11 protein-coding genes are annotated in these 19,334 nt (G+C 41.5%); 10 read left to right on the forward strand and 1 reads right to left on the reverse strand.

Going from position 1 to position 19,334, the window contains the following annotated elements:
• The first annotated feature begins 176 nt into the window (after positions 1-176).
• The 10 genes from HCO57_RS00555 (at position 177) to HCO57_RS00600 (ending at position 18,216) form a co-directional block, all read left to right on the forward strand.
• A complete protein-coding gene (locus HCO57_RS00555) occupies positions 177-875 on the forward strand; it encodes a DUF1080 domain-containing protein (protein ID WP_167987372.1) in 699 nt (232 codons plus the stop codon).
• Between the two features lie 3 nt (positions 876-878).
• Entirely contained in the window at positions 879-2,870 is a 1,992-nt protein-coding gene (locus HCO57_RS00560; protein WP_167987373.1) for a hypothetical protein, read from the forward strand.
• A 6-nt stretch (positions 2,871-2,876) separates the two neighbouring features.
• Entirely contained in the window at positions 2,877-4,478 is a 1,602-nt protein-coding gene (locus tag HCO57_RS00565; protein ID WP_245167514.1) for a sulfatase, read from the forward strand.
• A 2-nt stretch (positions 4,479-4,480) separates the two neighbouring features.
• A complete protein-coding gene (locus HCO57_RS00570) occupies positions 4,481-6,754 on the forward strand; it encodes a glycosyl hydrolase (protein ID WP_167987374.1) in 2,274 nt (757 codons plus the stop codon).
• Between the two features lie 319 nt (positions 6,755-7,073).
• Positions 7,074-9,074 (forward strand): family 16 glycoside hydrolase, encoded by a 2,001-nt coding sequence (locus HCO57_RS00575; protein WP_167987375.1) that lies wholly within the window; start codon positions 7,074-7,076, stop codon positions 9,072-9,074.
• 39 nt (positions 9,075-9,113) lie between these two features.
• Positions 9,114-12,596 carry a glycosyl hydrolase gene (locus HCO57_RS00580; RefSeq protein ID WP_167987376.1) on the forward strand — a complete coding sequence of 1,161 codons (3,483 nt, stop codon included), beginning with the start codon at positions 9,114-9,116 and terminating at the stop codon, positions 12,594-12,596.
• Positions 12,593-14,026 carry a BNR-4 repeat-containing protein gene (locus HCO57_RS00585; RefSeq protein ID WP_167987377.1) on the forward strand — a complete coding sequence of 478 codons (1,434 nt, stop codon included), beginning with the start codon at positions 12,593-12,595 and terminating at the stop codon, positions 14,024-14,026. The genes HCO57_RS00580 and HCO57_RS00585 overlap by 4 nt, the downstream gene beginning before the upstream one ends.
• 54 nt (positions 14,027-14,080) lie before the next feature.
• Positions 14,081-15,901: a glycoside hydrolase family 2 protein gene (locus tag HCO57_RS00590; protein ID WP_167987378.1), complete on the forward strand. Its 1,821-nt coding sequence runs from the start codon at positions 14,081-14,083 to the stop codon at positions 15,899-15,901.
• Positions 15,902-15,915: 14 nt separating this feature from the next.
• Positions 15,916-17,412 (forward strand): sulfatase, encoded by a 1,497-nt coding sequence (locus tag HCO57_RS00595; protein WP_167987379.1) that lies wholly within the window; start codon positions 15,916-15,918, stop codon positions 17,410-17,412.
• Positions 17,413-17,433: 21 nt separating this feature from the next.
• On the forward strand, positions 17,434-18,216 hold the full coding sequence (locus tag HCO57_RS00600; RefSeq protein ID WP_167987380.1) for a DUF1961 family protein: 783 nt from the start codon (positions 17,434-17,436) through the stop codon (positions 18,214-18,216).
• 83 nt (positions 18,217-18,299) lie between these two features.
• Here HCO57_RS00600 and HCO57_RS00605 read toward each other — a convergent pair whose 3' ends face one another.
• Positions 18,300-19,190, reverse strand: coding sequence for a helix-turn-helix domain-containing protein (locus HCO57_RS00605; protein ID WP_167987381.1), 891 nt, complete (start codon positions 19,188-19,190; stop codon positions 18,300-18,302).
• Between the last annotated feature and the right edge of the window lie 144 nt (positions 19,191-19,334).

A 19,334-nucleotide genomic window follows, 5' to 3' on the forward strand; every position in this document is an offset into this window, starting at 1 on the left:
AAACTATCCTGTAGTCTCATGTCAGCATGATTGGTACTAAATTTTAATTTGTACCAAACACCACAGGATAGCATAATTAGGTCAAAACACTAGCTTGCTCGAAGCCAATGACTTCATAAAAACTTTAAAAATTGAATGGTAATAAGCAAACACTAAGGGGTTTCAAATGGCTTTTTATGATGGCCTTGATTTTTTATGCCCTTCAACTTCGTGCACAACATAAGTTTCCACAGTTGGTTGAAGAGGATTCCATAGGTTTTACCTCCATCTTCGATGGAGAAACCTTAAACGATTGGGAAGGCGACCCCACCTATTGGCGCGTAGAAGATGGCAATATTATTGGGGAGGTTACTTCGGAAACCTTACTGAAGCGAAACTCCTTTTTAATTTGGCGTGGGGGGCAACCGGCTGATTTTGAACTCAAACTAGAATATAAGGTTTCAAAAAGCGGAAATTCAGGTATTAACTACAGAAGTGTGGAAGTTGAAGACACCCCTCATGCGCTAAAGGGGTATCAATGTGACATTGATGGTGGTGGCCGTTGGAGCGGTCAAAATTATGAGGAACGAGGGCGAAAATTTTTAGCCTTGCGCGGGCAGTTTTCACAAATTAAAAATCAAACAGAACCTCAAGCCTACGGCACTATTGGTGATAAAGACGATTTGCTTGAATTTATCAATGATGAAGATTGGAACATATGCCATATCATTGTTCGAGACAATACTATGGTACATATTATTAATGGTCAGGTGATGAGTGTGGTTATCGATAACGATGAGGAGAATAGAAAAAACAAAGGTTTGATTGGGGTACAGGTACATACAGGACCACCCATGACCATTGCCTATCGAAATATAAGATTAAAAGAGTACTAAAACATGAATATGAAATTCGCATTGGCGTTTGCATTTTTGTTGCAGATAAGCATTTTAGAGGCACAAGAATCAGTCTTGTCCTTACCCCTTTTGGAAGAACAACACTTTTTTGAAGAAAAGGATGGAATGGTTGCCGTAGAAGCAGAATTCTACTATAAACAACAAAAGTCCGATACGCGCCAATGGTACCGCTTCAACAAGCACGAATCAGCAAACACCAATAAAGAAAACCATAGCCTTGGAACTGGTAATAACGGCTATATTCAACTATTGCCCGATACTAGGGTAACACATGTCGATAGATTAATAAAGGGTGAGAATTTTTCAAATGAAGCAGGTGCTTTAGGTATCGTTACCTATCGTGTTAAAATAAATACCCCGGGGCGCTATTACGTATGGTCTAGGGCATTTAGTTCAGGCAGTGAAGATAATAGTGTACATGTAGGAATCAATGGTCAATGGCCAGAGCACGGGCAGCGTATGCAATGGTGCGATGGAAAAAACCAGTGGACGTGGGCTAGCAAGCAACGTACAAAAGAGGAGCATTGTGGAGTTTCTAATGAAATTTACCTCGATATTCCCGCAGCGGGCTATCACAACATTGAATTCAGTATGCGTGAGGATGGTTTTGCGATGGATAGATTCCTATTGACCACAGATAAGGATTTTGTACCATCTGAGATAGGTCCTCCAGCAAGAATCAAATGGCCGGAGCCTTCCTATTACGAAACCATAAGCACTTCGGTAATTGAAAATAAAACATTGCCTGTTGCTGACTTTCCAATGCAAAACACAGGATTTTATAAAGACGCAGGCGGTAGGTGGTTTGCCATTAATCCCAATAAAAACAAAGAAGCTTCCACTTCAGTGGATTTCAACTTTAAAAGTGGTTTATATGACGTGGTATTTGTTGGGGTAGGCGAAAATGATGGGCAATCCGAATTTACGGTGTTGATTAACGATAAAGAATTGGGAACCTTCTCGCCCAAACTATCACAGAAACTGTTTTTTGAAGGAAACGGTTCCAACAAGGTTTGGGAGAAAGTAAACTTACAAACTGGTGATAGGATTACCGTAAAGGCCAAAATAGGCAGTAAAGACGGTAATGAATGGGCCAGGGCCCGTTGGTCGGGATTGATTTTTGCTCCCGTGGGGCGGGGAATATTAGTTAGTAATGCCCCAGGAATATTAGTTTCTGGTAATACCAATCCACCTTCAATTAATCCCCCAAAAGGACGCATTGCCATAGTTGCTGACGGAAATTCACCTGATCCTGATGATTTGGGAGGTACTGCGGTTTCCCTTTCCTTATTACGTGCCGCAGGCCTAGAGGATAGGTTGGTACATTACTCCCATAGCTGTGATCTGGTACGTGTGGAACGTATATCTGAACGCGCAGAAAGAGAACGTCATGCCCTTATGCAATCTGCTTGTGATGTAACCGCTAGGCGGTGGGGCGGATTTGATGACCTCACTTTTTTTGATGCCAAGTGGCAACAAGAAAAAACCGTAGCTGATTTGGCAAATGCGATAAATGCTTCTTCTGCCGATGACCCTTTGTGGATCGTTGAAGCTGGGGAGCCTGATATTATCGGACTCGCTTTGGATGCTTCAAACAAAGCAAAACACCCATATGTGAAAGTGGTGACGCATCATCCTGCCAATGATGATGCCGGTGATTTTTATTCGTGGCAACAGATTTTGGATTACGGGGTGGAAGAAGTGCGTATTCCCGACCAAAACGTGAACCTAAAGGTGAATATTGAAAATTGGGATTGGGCCAAAAACCATCCGGACCCACGAGTGCAATGGGTTTGGCTGCAAGGCAAGATTGCTGAGGTGGACGATGTAGTCAGATTTCAAAAAGGAAAATGGGACTGCTCGGATGCAGGGATGGTGCTGTATTGGATTACAGGCGCAACTAATGGAGGTTTAAGATTGGGAACGGTGGCTGATGTGAAACACATTTTGCTGAGTTCCATCGAAAATAAATAACAATAGATGGCAAGATATATTTCAGATTTCGGCTTGGTTACAATGAGGAAATTCATAGGAATTCTCTGTGCCTTATTTTTTGTAGGATGTGAGCAAGACGTAAAACCAACCAAAAATGTCTTGTTCATTCTTGTGGACGATTTTGGGTATAACGACCTAAGTTTCAGGGGCAGCAAATTTTATGAAACCCCCAATATAGATGCTTTGGCAAAAGAAAGTACCATTTTTAACGAGGGCTATGCCAACTCTAGGGTTTGCAGTCCGTCCAGGGCCAGTATTATGACAGGGAAATTTACTGCTCGTCATGGAATTACCGATTGGATTGGAGCTCCCACAGGTGCAGAATGGCGAAAGAGGAATAGATTCAACCAGCTTTTGCCACCGGAATACGTAAGGCAATTGCCTTCAGAAGATATCACTTTAGCTGAGGCCCTTAAGGAACAAGGGTATACCACTTTTTTTGCTGGTAAATGGCACTTAGGCGGCGAAGGTTCCTGGCCAGATGACCATGGATTTGAGTACAATGTAGGCGGTTGGGACTCCGGTAGTCCAAAAGGGGGGTTTTTTGCCCCGTATAACAATCCAAAGCTAAAGAACGGACAGCCTGGTGAAAATTTAAGTATGCGGTTGGCAAAAGAAACCGTAGCCTTTATGAAGGACCAAAAAGAACAACCCTTTTTTGCCTTTCTTTCTTTTTATGCCGTGCATGCACCCATACAGACTACCCAAGAAAAATGGAACAAATACCGAAATAAAGCTGCAGCCAACGGGTTGGCAGCATCGGGTTATGGCATGGAGGCCGTGCTGCCCATACGCCAGGTTCAAGACAATCCCATTTATGGCGGATTGGTCGAAAGTATGGACGATGCCGTGGGTCATGTTTTGCGATCGCTAGAGGAACTGGGGCTAGATAAGAACACCATGGTGGTATTTACTTCGGATAATGGAGGCGTAGCTTCTGGGGATAATTATGCAACATCCAACCTTCCGTTACGTGGGGGTAAAGGTTATCAGTTTGAGGGAGGTATTAAAGAGCCTTACCTCATAAAAATCCCTTGGCTCGAGAATCAGGTGGTTGAGACCAATGTGCCGGTAACCGCGGCCGATCTCTATCCAACCATTTTAGATGCTGTTGAAGCGGAATTGATGCCTGCCCAACATCAAGATGGAATTAGTCTTCTTCCGCTGATGGGCGGATTGCCCACAAAAGAGAGAAGCCTAATCTGGCATTACCCGCATTATGGAAACCAAGGTGGGCAACCCTCCTCCATTATTAGAAAGGGGAAATGGAAACTCATTCATTACTATGAAGATGGTCGGAACGAATTGTATGATTTGGAAAGGGATATTTCAGAAAAGAATAATATATCAGAGGAAAATCTAGAACTCACAAAGGTTTTGTATGAAGAGCTAATGGATTTCTTGAATGGGGTAGATGCTAAGTTTCCCGAAAAAGACCCACTTTACGATGCTGCAAAGGAACGGGTTTATTTAGAGCGAATGGCTACAGAAAAGCGGAAAGCTTTGGAGCAACAACGTTTGGAAATACTTGAACCCAATTTTCAGCCCAATGAAGATTGGTGGGGCAGTCAAACCACAAAAGATTAAATATGAATCAATCCTTCTTCTTTAAATATCTTTTATGCTTTTTAGTGCTTGGGATGGTTCTCATGTCGTGCAGTAAAGAAAATAATGCGTTGCCAAAAACGCTTGTTGATGATTTTAAAAATCCACCTAACGCCTTTAAACCTATGCCCTTTTGGCATATTAATGGAGAATTGACTTCTGAGGGTATTCGCCGGCAGATGAAAGATGCCAAGGAATTGGGTGGTTTTAGTGGTATAAGCGTTTTGCCTCTGGCCCCTAAAAATGATGGAAGACCCGGTACTACGCCTAAATTTCTATCGCCTGAATATTTAGCACGTTTTCAAGATGTACTAGAGACTGCTGAAGAATTGGATATGGAGGTGATTTTATATGACGATAATGACTTTCCCAGTGGTATGGCAGGTGGTCAATTAGGTGAGCTATATCCGGAACATACTATGAAACGCTTGGATAAGGTGGAACAAACGGTGCAAGGCCCTATACGATTCAATCAAAGACTACCGGACGGAAAGCTACTTTCCATAGTGGCCATGAATACCGAAACTTTGGAAAGAATTGAACTTACTCCGTTTATTAAAGATAATTTTTTGAGTTATGAACTGCCATCAGGTACATGGAAAGTCATGAGCTTCGTTTTGGTAAAAGATAGCTATCATAAGGCCTATCCCGTGGTGGATTATTTGGACACTACTGCGGTGCGTAAACTCATGGAACTGACCTATGAAGTTCACCAAAGAAATTTTGGCGACTATTTTGGGAAAACCATCAGAAAAGTATTTTTCGATGATGTGGGCTTTTGGAAGCACCCCCGTACATGGACGGGCTCATTCAACGAAAAATTTGAGGAAATCAATGGTTACGACCCCAAACCTTGGTATCCTGCCCTTTGGTACAATATTGGTCCCGAAACGGAATCCGTACGACATGCCTTTTTTAAAACCCGGGCAGAATTGTTGGCGGAAGGTTTTCCAAAATTGGTAGGTGAATGGGCCATAGAAAATGGCTTGGAGGATACGGGGCATCCCCCGGGGAATTATGACCCAACTCCGATTGATATGAATGCCGACATATTTAAATTCTACAGGCATATGGCCATGCCATTAACGGATGCCATTATTGGATATCAGTTTGGTCAAAATGGGCACAAACTCATCAGTTCGGCGGCTGATTATTATGACAGACCTGTGGTGTCCACAGAAATCTATGGGGCGTACAAAGAAAAATCTTTTGACTCCTTGATGCTCTATCGCTCGGCAATGGACCTCTTCTCTCGGGGCGTGAATTTTGTGGTGCCCCATGGGCTATGGTATAATCCGGAGCAGGTGTATATTCCGCCTTTAGTTTCGCCATACAGTGAAAAACTGGCCCCTGCTTTGCCCAACTATTCTGAATTTGTGGGTCGTAGTTGTATGCTACTCCAAGGCGGCAAACGGGTATCGGAAATAGGAGTGTTTTATCCTTTTGAGGAATTGGCGGGCTGGTACCGTTTTGAAGACCCTGCTAATCCCCGACAGGGCTTTTTTATATCGCCAGAAACCAATTACCAGGAAATTAGCGGCATGTTGACCAACGACTTACGACAAGATTTTACGTTTATCCATCCCGAGTTTTTCCTAGATGAAAAATATAGTATCGAAGAAGGTTCGTTGAGTCTCAACAATACCGAAAACAAACAGACCTACAGCACCTTAATTCTAACCGGATGCAAAATCGCCTCGGTAAAAAGTTTACAAAAACTCAAAGACTACTACGATAAAGGTGGATTTGTGATTTCAACAGGCCAGTTACCCTTTAAAGCTGCTGAAATGGGCCAAGATAATGAAGTACAGGCGTTGATTAAGTCCATTTTTAATGTGGAGGCAACAGGAACAACAACCGAGGAGTTCGTGGTAAATACCAATGAAAAGGGTGGTCTGGCCATTCATGTTCCCAACCCAACTCCAGCGTTATTGGCCAAAGCATTGGAGAACGGACCTACCCAAGATGTGCAATTTGGATCCAACCCTGTTTTGGCCACTGATTTTGGAAAATTCAACTACATTCATAAAATCAAGGATGGGAGACATATTTATTTTTTCTCCAACTCCAGTGATGAGGTCATTAATACAGAGGTAACCGTAAGAGGAAAACTGAAATTATTCGAAGCAGACCCTCATACAGGTGATATCCATCCCGTCAAGAATGTCAAACAAAAATCCATTGAAAATCAAGACTATACAACGGCAAAGTTAACCTTGTCGCCAGTTAGTAGCATGTTTTGGATATCAAATCAATAAAAACAATACTATGAGAACACGGCTACTTATTTTAATGATATTCATCGGATTTTGGGTAAATGCCCATGAAATCAAAAATTTGAAGTGCGAGAATCAAATAAATCCATCGGGCATAACAAATGCCAGACCCCATTTTAGTTGGACGTTTGTTCCAGGTGGGAACAGTACCGAACAAGGGGGCTATCGCATCATGATGGCCACTTCCATTGAAAAACTCCAGTACCCGGATATTTGGGATACTGGCCCAACCAGTACTTCAGAAACCGGCCCCTTCGAATATTGTGGTGAGCCTTTAAAATCTGGTCAGCGTATTTATTGGATGGTTACGGCCTGGGGCAATAATCGTGGTGTTACGCACAGCGAACCTGCATGGTTTGAGATGGGTGAAATCGAAAACTCTGAAACTCCGTTCAAACCTCATGTTTTTGATCAAGAACAAGGTGTTGTTAAAATAGCCCTGAATGGGGATGATAAAGGAAGGGTCTTTGAAGGAATAGGAGGGGTAAGCGCAGGTGCTTCCACAGATTTATTATATGATTATGAGGATCCTATAAGAAGTCAAATTTTGGATTTACTTTTCAAACCAAAATTTGGAGCGGGCTTTCAACATTTAAAAGTGGAAATGGGTGGAGGTGAGAATTCAACCTGCGGTTCAGAACCATCCCATGCCATCACCCGCGAAGAGCTACAGCATCCCGTTTCAAGAGGTTATGAGTTCTGGTTGATGAAAGAGGCTAAAAATCGAAATCCGGATATGATTCTGGAATACCTACCATGGAGCTTTCCCGCTTATCTTAAGCCCAACATTTTCACCAAAGAATCTGCGGAGTATTTTGTTACATTTCTAGATGTCGCGAAAAAACAATGGCAGTTGGATATAGATTGGGTGGCGGCCGCGGAAAATGAGAATTATACGAATAGGGATTGGTTGGTCAATGATGTACGGCCATTACTGAATGCCCGTGGATATGAAAATGTAAAAATACAAGGGCCTGATGACAATAGTGGTGACTGGAAAATATTTAATGAATTTGAAAACGACAAAGCCTTTGATGATGTAGTGGAGGCCGTTGGTTATCATTATGTCACCGGTCGTGAATTCAATGAAAATATGGTAGATGGTCGAGGACGGCCAACTACTGATAAAGCCAAAAACACTGGCAAACCATTATGGGCCAGTGAAGATTGGAGCTGGACGGGCAAAGATTGGGGAGGTGCTGGAGCGTTGAATTTAGCGCGTATGTACAATAAATTCTATATCAGGGATAGAATTACGAAGACCTTAATATGGGCTCCAATTGGATCTATCTACGAAACGGTTACCTGGGATAAGGCTGGGGCAATGAAAGCCAATAGTCCCTGGAGCGGATACTATGAAGTTTGGCCAACCATCTGGGCCACTGCCCATACCACTCAATTTGCAGAACCCCATAATTGGAGGTATCTAGATGATGCCTGTGGTCTTTTTGATAGCGATACCTACAAAGGAAGTGCCGTTGCACTTAAAGAAACCAATGGAACGGATTGGAGCCTGATCTTATGCACCGAAAACAAGGAAGAAGTGGAAATCAAGATAGCGGAAAATCTCTCCAACGGTAAAATCAATATTTGGAAATCCAATAAGGAAGAACAATTCATAGGACAAGAACCTATTTATCCTAAAAATGGTACCATTAGGCTTTCTTTGGATGCACAAAGCATCTATTCCTTAACAACTACCTCTGGACAGCAAAAAGGGAGTTACGAAATTCCGGACAAAACGTCTTTTCCTTTTCCCTATAAGGAAGGTTATGAGGACCGAAAAGTTGGGGATTTGCCCAAATACCATTCGGATCAAACAGGCAGTTTTGAAATCGCCCTTAAAGAAGACGGGACACAATGCTTAAAACAAATTGTCCCTGAACAGGGTTACGATTGGATGCGCGTATACCGACGTTCCAATATAAAGCCCAATACCTTAATTGGAGATGCCACTTGGAAAAATTATACCTGTAGTGTAGATGTATTTATCGAAGGCGGTGATGTGGAAATTGGTGGAAGGGTCACGGGTAGTTATTTGAAGGGCTATCGTTTTCAAGTGACCAAAGAAGGTGATTGGAAAATGTTGTTTGATCAAGAGACACTTCAAAATGGTACCATCGCCAATTTTGACCCAAAAATGTGGCACAAACTCCAGTTGAAATTCAATGGGAAAGCGATTGAAGCTTTTGTTGACGGACAGCGAGTAATGAAGACATCGTATCAAGAGAAAAATGGATATGTCATGCTCGCCAGTTCTTATGATGGAAACCGTTTTGATAACCTTGAGATAATACCTTAACATGCTATTAATGGCATCCATATCCAACTGTATTTTCAGATGAAGATCAACTTTCACATTCTTGTCTGTCTTTTCTCCATTTGCTTTTCATGGGTGACCGATGCACAATTGAATTCCTTGAATTTGGAGGAAGGTTTCAAAAATCCGCCAAAATCCGCCAAAGCCCGTACGTGGTGGCATTGGATTAGTGGCAACGTATCTAAAGCGGGCATCACCAAAGATTTAGAGGCCATGAAAGCGGTTGGTATCCAAGAAGCACAATTGTTTAATGTACACTTGGGTTTCCCGCAGGGACCTGTGAAGTATCTAAGTGAGGAGTGGTTGGATTTGTTTCATTTTTCGGCACAAGAAGCCAAGCGTTTAGGACTGGAACTGGCCTTTCACAACGGCCCGGGCTGGTCGTCTTCCGGAGGGCCTTGGGTTACCGAAGAACATGCCATGCAAACGGTGGTTTTTAGCAAACTTGAAGTTGTCGGTGGAAAAACAATAGCACAAAAATTACCACGGCCAGAAACCAAATTCGACTACTATAAAGACATAGCCGTTTTGGCCTTTCCAAAACCAAGGCAAGATCAGAAAATTGAGGGTTTGGATTATAAAATGTTATCCGAACGCATCCGGAATCATTTACTACCTGACCCTAAAGCGATTTCAAAAGATGCTATTATCCCCACGGCATCAATTATCGACATCACTTCTAAGCTTTCTGAAGACGGGAGCCTGGAATGGACTGTTCCTGAAGGCGAATGGATTATTCTACGATTGGGGCATACCCCCATTGGCACAACCAACCGCCCAGCACCACCAGAGGCCAAAGGTTTGGAAGTGGATAAAATGAGTACTCAAGCGCTTGATGCCTATTGGGCAGCGGGCGTGCAACCCATGCTCGATAAGTTAGGTGATTTGGTAGGTACTACCGTAAACAATTGTTTGATTGATAGCTATGAGGTGGAAACCACCAACTGGACAGTAGGATTTGATACCCAATTTGAAGATTTAAGAGGATATAATTTAACCCCGTATTTACCAACATTAGCAGGTTATTACGTGGAAAGTGGTGAAGTTTCTGAGCGTTTTCTTTGGGATTTTAGAAGAACCATTGGTGATTTAATTGCCAAAAACTACTATGCTCATTTTGCAAAATTATGTCATGAAAATGGACTAAAATTCTCTGTGGAACCCTACTGGGGTCCATTTGATAATATGCAAGTGGGCGCTACGGGCGATATCGTTATGTGTGAGTTTTGGAGCGGTGGCTATCCGTTTTTTGATTCTCCAAAATTCGTGTCGTCCATAGCGCATTTAAATGGAAGTTCCATCGTAGGAGCGGAGTCATTTACGGGTATTGGAGGCTGGGACAAACACCCAGCAGATTTAAAAACGATTGGGAATCGAGCCTGGACAGAAGGCATCACCCGATTCATTTTTCATACCTACGTACATCAGCCTTGGGATTTTGCTCCGGGCTTGGCCTTAAGTTATCACGGATTCGATTTTAACCGATTGAACACCTGGTGGCCGCAAAGCAAAGCCTATATGGAGTATATCGCCCGTTCCCAGTTTTTATTACAACAAGGCAAAAATGTCGCTGATGTGTTGGTCTTTACCGGAGAATCATCACCAAACACTGGGTTTATTAAACCTGAAATTCGGGCCATGGGTTTTGATTATGATTTGATTGGAGCCAACAAATTGAAAGACATAACGGTAAAGGAGGGAACAATGTATTCCTCCGTTGGAAATGCCTATCAACTTTTGGTCTTACCAGAATCCGATTTTATTCAACCTGAGACCTTGGAAAAAGTAAAAGAATTGTTCGATGGTGGCGCAAAGATAATCGGTCGAAAGCCTATACAATCGCCTAGTTTAATGAATTATCCTGCCTGTGATGAAGCCGTTAAAACGTATGTTGATGATTTATGGGGCAATGGTTTGGTTCAAGATACGAGTATTGAAGAAGCATTAAGCAATATAACTCCAGATTTTAAGGTGGAAAGTAGTGATGCTGCCGATATCAGTTTTATCCATAGAAAAACAGATGAGGCCGATATTTATTTTATTGCCAATACCAGAAAACAGGCTAGGGAAATAATGGTGCGCTTTCGAGTAACGGGCAAGCAACCCGAATTCTGGAATGCAGAAACGGGTACAATGGAGGATGCTGTGGTTTTTAAGGAAAATAAAGATGGTACAATAAACGTAGTATTACAACTGAATCAGGAAGAATCGGTATTTGTTGTTTTTAAAAAGCCAATAAAACAAAGGCATTTGACAGAAGTTGTTGAGAGGCTAGAACAACCCGAAGCTGTACCACTTCCAGATTTAAAAATTGTAAAGGCAGAATACGGTACGTTTCTGCAAGAAGGACTGGTAGATATTACCGAAAAAGTAGCCGATGCCGTTAAGGATGGAGTTCTCGATTTTAAAATGACCCGTGCGTTTTGCGATTGTGACCCTGCCATGGGATATAAAAAAGCGTTTAGAATGGCCTATAGCTTAGGTGGTGTTGAAAAGGATTTGTATGCCGAAGAACGCGAGCATATAAAAATAGGTGCTGGAAATAAGGAGCTAAAAGTTTTAAAGGCGGTTTTCGGAAAATTTAAAGCGGAAACCAAAGGGGTGCCACAGGCCTATAAAACTTTAGATGTTACCGATAAAATTATCGACCGAGTAGCAAAAGGAAATTATAAAATACCAGTTACCGATGCCTTAATTGAAAACAAAGGTTTAGAAAGTCCAAATACGGTTTTAAAAATAACGTACATCACGGAAGGTGAAGATTGCTCGTTGACCATTCCAAAAGGACAGTTTTTAGACTTATCAAGAGCTATCCCCAAACCAGGACTAGTGTATAGAAATGATGCCATGCATTGGGTAACACCTTATGCTGGAGATATCGAATACACCAGCGTATCGGGAGCGGTAGAACGTAAACGAGTTACATCAATACCGGGTCCTTTAGATTTGTCAGGTGGTTGGGAGGTTACCTTCCCAGGTAAAAATGAAACATCAAAAACCGTAAAATTCGATTCGCTTACCTCATGGTCCAATCATGCCCATGAAGACCTAAAATATTTCTCGGGAACAGCTACCTATAAAAAAACCTTTGAACTAACTGCTGACTTGCTTCAGAAGGACAAGCAGTTAGAACTGGATTTAGGTAGCGTGGCCGTAATAGCCGAAGTTTTGGTAAATGGCAAAACAGTAAGAACCCTATGGAAAGCTCAATTTAGAACCGATATTACCGATTACGTCAAAACAGGTTCAAATACTCTTGAGGTAAAAGTGACCAACCTCTGGCCAAACCGTTTAATAGGTGATGAACGCTTTGATTTGGACTATGAACTCCAAGGAAAGCGACCGAAGCAGTTACCGGATTGGTTATTAAATAATACAGAACGAACCTCGCAACGCACCACTTTTGCCTCGTGGAAGCATTGGGATGCAGATAGTCTGTTATTGCCGTCGGGACTATTGGGTCCGGTTGTTTTAAGAACGTACCAAAAAATAAAATTGAAATGATAAAGACCAAATATCTTGTGGGAGCCCTTGCCTTAATGATCATCGCTTTTTCCTGTAAAGGTCAGGTTAAAAAAACCGCTTCGGTTGTGAAGCAAAATGAAACGGTCGATTTTTTTGCCGATAATGGCTACGGTAACGCTGTTGCCGTGGTGCAACATCCGGCGGGTATTTACCATGATGGCATCACCTACGTTTGTTATCAAGGCCCTGAAGAAGATCCGTATGTAGCCTCCTATAATCACGAAACCAAAGAGTGGCAAGGCCCATTTAAGGTGGGTATAAGTGAAATGGGAAAAGACCCTAACCGCAAGAAAAAAATTGACAACCATGGTAAACCCTCCATATTGATTGATGACCAGGGCTACATTCACATTGCCTTTGGAGGTCATGGCGGTATGAGGAAACACGGGGAGAATCTTTTGGGAAACCATCATTACGGTAAAAATTTACATGCGGTATCTAAAAAGCCATTGGATATATCCAACTGGGAAACCTTGGATAACATTTCGCCCTTTGGCACCTATAATCAATGGATTAAAATGGACAATGGCGATATCTATCTTTTTTACCGTCATGGTGCGCATCGCAGTAATTGGGTTTATCAGTTGTCAACAGATAACGGACGTACATTTTCTGAACCCATCTCATTTCTTAAGCATAAAAGGCGCAATGATATGGCCGCAGTAGATTCTTGGTATCCTTGGATAACCAAGGGCGAAGGCAACGAATTGCATGTGGTATTTGATTATCATTTATGTATGGATGTGAAACCCAGCACCATGGGCCTTGGACATATAGCCAAAAGATACAATGTGTACTATATGAAGTTCAATGCCAAAACTGGGGAGTGGACCAATATCAACAATGATATCCTTAAAACACCGGTAACCCGAGAAATTGCAGAAGCTAAAACTTTAGTCGCTGAAACCGATGATAATTGGACTTTTCAAGGGGTAATGGACCTTGACTCTAAGGGCCGGCCCCATATTGGTATGACAGTAGGTAAAGAAATACCCAATTCTAGACGTAGTCCCCCTAAGAAAATGCACTATTTCTGGTGGAATGGTACGCAATGGGTACAAAATACCAATCCCGGCATGCCCGTTGGTAATGGGGATATGGAACTGACCCCTTCTAATGAAATACAATTTTATCTCGCCGAACAAATTGCTGGGGGAACAGGGGAAGTCGCCCTATGGGATGGCGGTGTGAACGGTGAAACCTTTCAAAAAACCAAAATTCTATTAACAAAGCCCAACGCCAATTTTGCCATTTCGGCCTTAATTGAAAACCCGCACCCCGACGCAAGACTGATAGTGGCTGAAAGAAAACCGGGTACCGATTATAGAAAAATGTATTTGTTGGGGGATAATGGCCCTATACCAAGAGTTAAGAAAGAGGCAAACGTACTGGAAAAATCAATAAAATAATGCCGTTATTTTATGTTAACTGTATTTACCACTATTAATATAATTTAGAATTAAATGAAATTTATAATAAGCCTAAACATCCTGTTCATTACCATTTGCACATGGGCCAATCAACCTTTATTGCAGAACAATTACTTAAGAAACGGTCAAAGCTTGAATGGAAGGTGGCACTACATTGTGGATGTGTATGAAACTGGGTACTACAATTACAGAATGGAACCTCACGATGGCACCGAAAATCCGGGTTCCAGTGCTTTCTTTTTAAATAAAAAGCCCAAAAATAAAACCGATAGGATCGAGTACGATTTTGATGCAGCGCCTACCATGAACGTTCCCGGTGATTGGAATTCACAAAAAGAAAAGCTGTTTTATTACGAAGGAACGGTTTGGTACAAAAAGTCCTTTAATGTAGAAAACTATGATGCCTCCAAACGGTATTATGTGCATTTTGGTGCAGTAAACTATAGGGCAGACGTCTATTTGAATGGCAAGAAACTAGGTGCGCATGTGGGTGGTTTTACACCTTTCAACTTCGAAATGACGCACCTTTTACAGGAAAAAGACAACTTTTTAATTGTTAAGGTCGATAACAAACGCGCAGCAGATGAGGTGCCCACCCTGAGTACGGATTGGTGGAATTACGGGGGCATCACCAGGGATGTCACTATTTATGAGTTAGATGAAACCTTTATTGAAGATTATAAGATTCAACTCACTAAAAATAACAATAAGGAGGTGTCTATATACATTCAATTAAATGGAGAAAATAAGGGAAATCAAAACGTTAGCCTTTCCATTCCAGAATTAAAAATAAATAAAGCCTTTATTACAGATGACGAGGGTTATGTTGCGATAAAAATTCCTGTGAAACGTGTATCGTATTGGAGTGATACCAATCCAAAATTATACGAGGTAACTATTGCTATTGCAAAAGATAAAGTCACCGATAAAATCGGCTTTAGAACCATAGAAACAAAAGGCAAGGAGATTTTATTAAATGGTAAAAAGATTTTCCTGAAAGGTATTTCCATCCATGAAGAAAACGTCATGCGAGGTGGTAGGGCATGGTCTATGGAAGATGCCAAGGTATTATTGGGTTGGGCCAAGGAATTGGGTTGTAATTATGTCCGTTTGGCGCACTATCCCCATAATGAAAACATGATTCGTTTAGCGGACCAAATGGGCATTTTGGTCTGGGAGGAAATTCCCGTCTATTGGACCATTCAATGGACGAATGCCGAAACCTACCAAAAGGCCGAAACACAGTTGACTGAGCTGATACAACGCGATAAAAATCGGGCCAGTTCCATTATTTGGTCCATGGCCAACGAAACGCCAACGTCTCAGGAACGATTGACCTTTTTGACCAAATTGGCCACCAAGGCTAGAGCATTGGATGATACCCGTTTAATCAGTGCGGCTTTGGAGGATCATGGCAAGAAAGAAGACAAAAATATTATGATTGTTGAAGATGAATTCGCTGAGGTTGTGGATGTGTTGAGTTTTAACCAATACTATGGCTGGTACGGCGGGGAAATTGACAACATCAAAAACATCCGTTGGGAAATAGATATCGATAAACCCGTCATCATTTCAGAGTTTGGAGCTGGGGCCCTTCAAGGCTTTCATGCCGATAAAATGACGCGCTGGAGCGAGGAATTTCAGGAATTATTATATGAGGAGACTTTACCCACCCTGGCCAAGATACCTGGAATAAGCGGTATCACGCCCTGGACCTTGGTCGATTTCAGGTCGCCCAGAAGAACCTTGCTTCCCTACCAAGATGGATGGAACAGAAAAGGTTTGATATCAGAAACGGGAAACAAGAAAAAGGCCTTTTACACCTTAAAGGCGTTTTATGAAAACATCGAATAACTCATAAGAGAAAAATGAGAAAAAAACTTGTAATACTAGCCGTTTTTGGTTTTTTGATAAGCTCTTGTAAAACCAAACCTTCACTGGATAAAGCGATTTCCGAAGAACCTTCAAAGCCCAATATATTATTTATTTCAGTGGATGACTTGAACAACATGATTGGGCCAATCGACAACTTTTCAAATATAAAAACACCCAATTTTGATAGGCTGGCCAAAATGGGCGTAACCTTTACCAATGCTCATGTACAGGCGCCACTTTGTGGTCCTTCTAGAGCATCGATTATGACGGGTCTACGGCCATCAAATACCGGGATATACGGAATGGTGCCAGATAATGATATCAGAAGACCTGGAAATGAAGTTACTGAAGACATTACCTTTTTGCCAGAATATTTTGGAAATAATGGATACCATACCATGGGTATTGGCAAGTTATTTCATAACCATGCGCCCGATAGTATGTTTCACGAATCTGGTGGTCGAGTACCAGGCTTTGGGCCAGTTCCTGAAAAACGATTTGTTTGGGATGGATTTGGAAAAGGTACCAAAGGTGTTCATGGCAGAACAAGTACGGATTGGGGGGCATTTCCTGAACAAGATAGCTTAATGCCAGATCATGCATCCGCCAATTGGGCCATTGAGCGCTTACAAAGGGATTATGATAAACCCTTCTTTTTAGGACTAGGGTTTTTACGGGTTCATGTGCCTTTATATGTACCTCAAAAGTGGTTTGATTTATATCCATTGGAAGCCATTGAAACACCGCCCTACCGAGCAGACGATTTAAATGATATTCCTGATGTGGGCTTGCAGATAAACGATTTGCCCATGATGCCAACTACCCAATGGGCCAAGGAAACTGGTAATTGGAAAAAAATTGTTCAGGCATATTTAGCTTGTATAAGTTATGTAGATAATGAATTAGGTCGTGTTTTAGATGCCTTGGAAAGTAGTAATTATGCTGATAATACAATTATAGTATTATGGTCTGACCATGGATACCGTTTAGGAGAAAAAGAAACCTTTGCAAAACATGGCTTGTGGGAGACGGCAACAAAAGCACCTTTAATCTTTGCCGCACCAAATTTACCTAATGGGAAAAAAATTGATACCCCGGTAGAGATGTTATCGATTTACCCGACGCTTTTGGAATTAAGTGGACTTCCTGCTTATGGTCGAAATGAAGGGAAAAGCTTGGTTTCCATGATGACAAAAGATGAAGGTGTTGACGATTCTTATGCCTTAACAACCTATGGTATGAACAATCACGCGGTACGAACCAATCAGTTTAGATATATACAGTACGAAGATGGTACAGAAGAGTTGTACGACCATTATAGCGACCCCAACGAGTGGACCAATATTGCAGCTAACAAGGAGTACAAGAAAACCATTGAAGAATTAAAGAAGTTACTGCCTGCTAACAATGCCCAATGGGATGAAAAATCCATGTATAAATTCCAGCCTTATTTTGTGGAGCAGAAAGCCAGAACAAGTTTAAATAAATAAACCAAGCTAGAATTGCGTTTAATGAAAGCAATCCTCATCTGTATTGCGGTAATGGTTGTTGTGATGAGCTGTAAAAACAACCAAGCGTTAGTCTCGGAAAAAGCTAGTGATCGTGGAGAATGGAAGTTGACATTTCAGGATGACTGTACCGAAGATTGGTCAAAACTTTGGTTTTTGGACGGTCTTAAAGCTAGCGTGGAAAACTCCGATAGCGGAATGCATTTTAAAGCGGGACCCGATGCGGAGAATGATGCCCACCATGCCGTTTTATGGACCAAAGAATCCTTTTCCGGGGATGTAAAAATAGAGTTCGATTACACCAGGACGGATGCGGCCAATAAATACGTGAATATCCTGTATATACAAGCTACCGGTGATGGGGAAGGTGATTATGTAGAAGATATTTCTAAATGGAATAAGAAGCGTGAAGTACCGGCGATGCGTCAATATTTTGAGAATATGAACGTTTTTCATATCAGTTTTGCGGCTTTTGGAAACACGGGGGATGGTTTTCATTACGTCAGGGCAAGAAGGTATCCAAAGCTGAAAGACCAATCTTTCCAGCTCACCCAAATTGCACCTTCTTATGATATGCAGGGTTTTTTTGAAACTGGTAAGACCTATCATATTACGGCCATCAAAACTGCTGAAAAACTTAGTTTTAAAATGGAGCATGATGGAAGGGAACAATATTTTGAATGGGATATTTCCAAAATAGCTCCAATTAATGACGGTAGAATAGGACTAAGGCATATGTATACACGTTCTGCACGATACAGTAATTTCAAGATTTACACGAAGTAATTACTGCAAAGATTTGCTAAAAATTTTATTAACCACGTGGTTTATCTTGTAATCAAGATTTTAGTACCATCGCTTCAAATTCACTAAAATAAGCCTTTGACTTTTGTATTAGTTCGATATTTACCTGGAGACATTCCCATTTTCTTTTTAAAAATCCGGTTAAAATAATAGTCCGATTCAAAGCCTAGTTCAAAGGCTATTTCCTTTTGGGTTTTGTTGGTGGCCAAGAGAAGTTCCTTTGCCTTTTCAATCTTTAAACTTAAAAAATATTGTAGTGGGGATACTCCGGTCTGTTTCTTGAAATCCAATCGAAACTTAGAATAGCTTACCCCTAACTGCTTGGCAATTTCTTTAAGCTCAATATTGGAATTAATACGATTGTACATAATGGACTTTACTCGGTTAATCATAGTGTTCATGTCCGCTATGTTTGATCCACCTGTCTTTAAATTATACAATTCGGCCATGAGCTGTAAACAGAGGGCGGAGGCTGTTCGTTGAAAACCAAAGTCTTCCCTTTCAAATAGCAAAAAGAGCCTATCAAATAGGGTTAAAATTTGAGCTTGGTCGGCATTGGAAATTATCGGGTCTTCAGGGCTAAAAAATCCGTTGGCTATAAACTGCTTGGCAATCGTACCCGAAAAACCTATCCATCGTTCCGTCCAACCCTTATTTTTTTTGGGTCTATACCGGTGCCAAACCCCTGGAAAGAGCAAGAATACATCTCCATCCAAAAGCCTAATTTTTCCTGTAGGTCTACTTTCAAATTCGCCTTCCCCTTGGGTAATCAACACCAAATGGAATTCGTCCAAAACCCGGCCGTTTTCCCAAGCAAACATATAAGAATCGGGATGGTCTGTACTTGGGTAATTGGAGTATGCTGGGATTTCGGTCCGTCCCAAATTGTTGATGTAGAATCCCCATGCCTTGTCCCGATCAAAGACCATCAAGTATTTTTTATAGCTATTTTTCATATCATTTTGTGCAATAAAAATATCAAATTGTCAATTGGTATTGGTTTTATATTTCTAGAAATTGTAGGAATTATGGAAATAAAGGGCGGATTTATTGTAAAAAATATAAATCATCCCTCATAATGTGATTAGTTTGTCAATTAA

This window comes from Croceivirga sp. JEA036, from assembly GCF_011882165.1.
Taxonomy (GTDB): Bacteria; Bacteroidota; Bacteroidia; order Flavobacteriales; family Flavobacteriaceae; genus Croceivirga.

What these genes read in the sequence shown, in the direction of transcription:
- HCO57_RS00585 (WP_167987377.1), top strand. Translation starts at nt 12,593, where the DNA reads ATGATAAAGACCAAATATCTTGTGGGAGCCCTTGCCTTAATGATCATC.
- HCO57_RS00590 (WP_167987378.1), top strand. Translation starts at nt 14,081, where the DNA reads ATGAAATTTATAATAAGCCTAAACATCCTGTTCATTACCATTTGCACA.
- HCO57_RS00575 (WP_167987375.1), top strand. Translation starts at nt 7,074, where the DNA reads ATGGTTACGGCCTGGGGCAATAATCGTGGTGTTACGCACAGCGAACCT.
- HCO57_RS00560 (WP_167987373.1), top strand. Translation starts at nt 879, where the DNA reads ATGAATATGAAATTCGCATTGGCGTTTGCATTTTTGTTGCAGATAAGC.
- HCO57_RS00595 (WP_167987379.1), top strand. Translation starts at nt 15,916, where the DNA reads ATGAGAAAAAAACTTGTAATACTAGCCGTTTTTGGTTTTTTGATAAGC.
- HCO57_RS00580 (WP_167987376.1), top strand. Translation starts at nt 9,114, where the DNA reads ATGAAGATCAACTTTCACATTCTTGTCTGTCTTTTCTCCATTTGCTTT.
- HCO57_RS00555 (WP_167987372.1), top strand. Translation starts at nt 177, where the DNA reads ATGATGGCCTTGATTTTTTATGCCCTTCAACTTCGTGCACAACATAAG.
- HCO57_RS00605 (WP_167987381.1), bottom strand. Translation starts at nt 19,190, where the DNA reads ATGAAAAATAGCTATAAAAAATACTTGATGGTCTTTGATCGGGACAAG.
- HCO57_RS00565 (WP_245167514.1), top strand. Translation starts at nt 2,877, where the DNA reads ATGGCAAGATATATTTCAGATTTCGGCTTGGTTACAATGAGGAAATTC.
- HCO57_RS00570 (WP_167987374.1), top strand. Translation starts at nt 4,481, where the DNA reads ATGAATCAATCCTTCTTCTTTAAATATCTTTTATGCTTTTTAGTGCTT.
- HCO57_RS00600 (WP_167987380.1), top strand. Translation starts at nt 17,434, where the DNA reads ATGAAAGCAATCCTCATCTGTATTGCGGTAATGGTTGTTGTGATGAGC.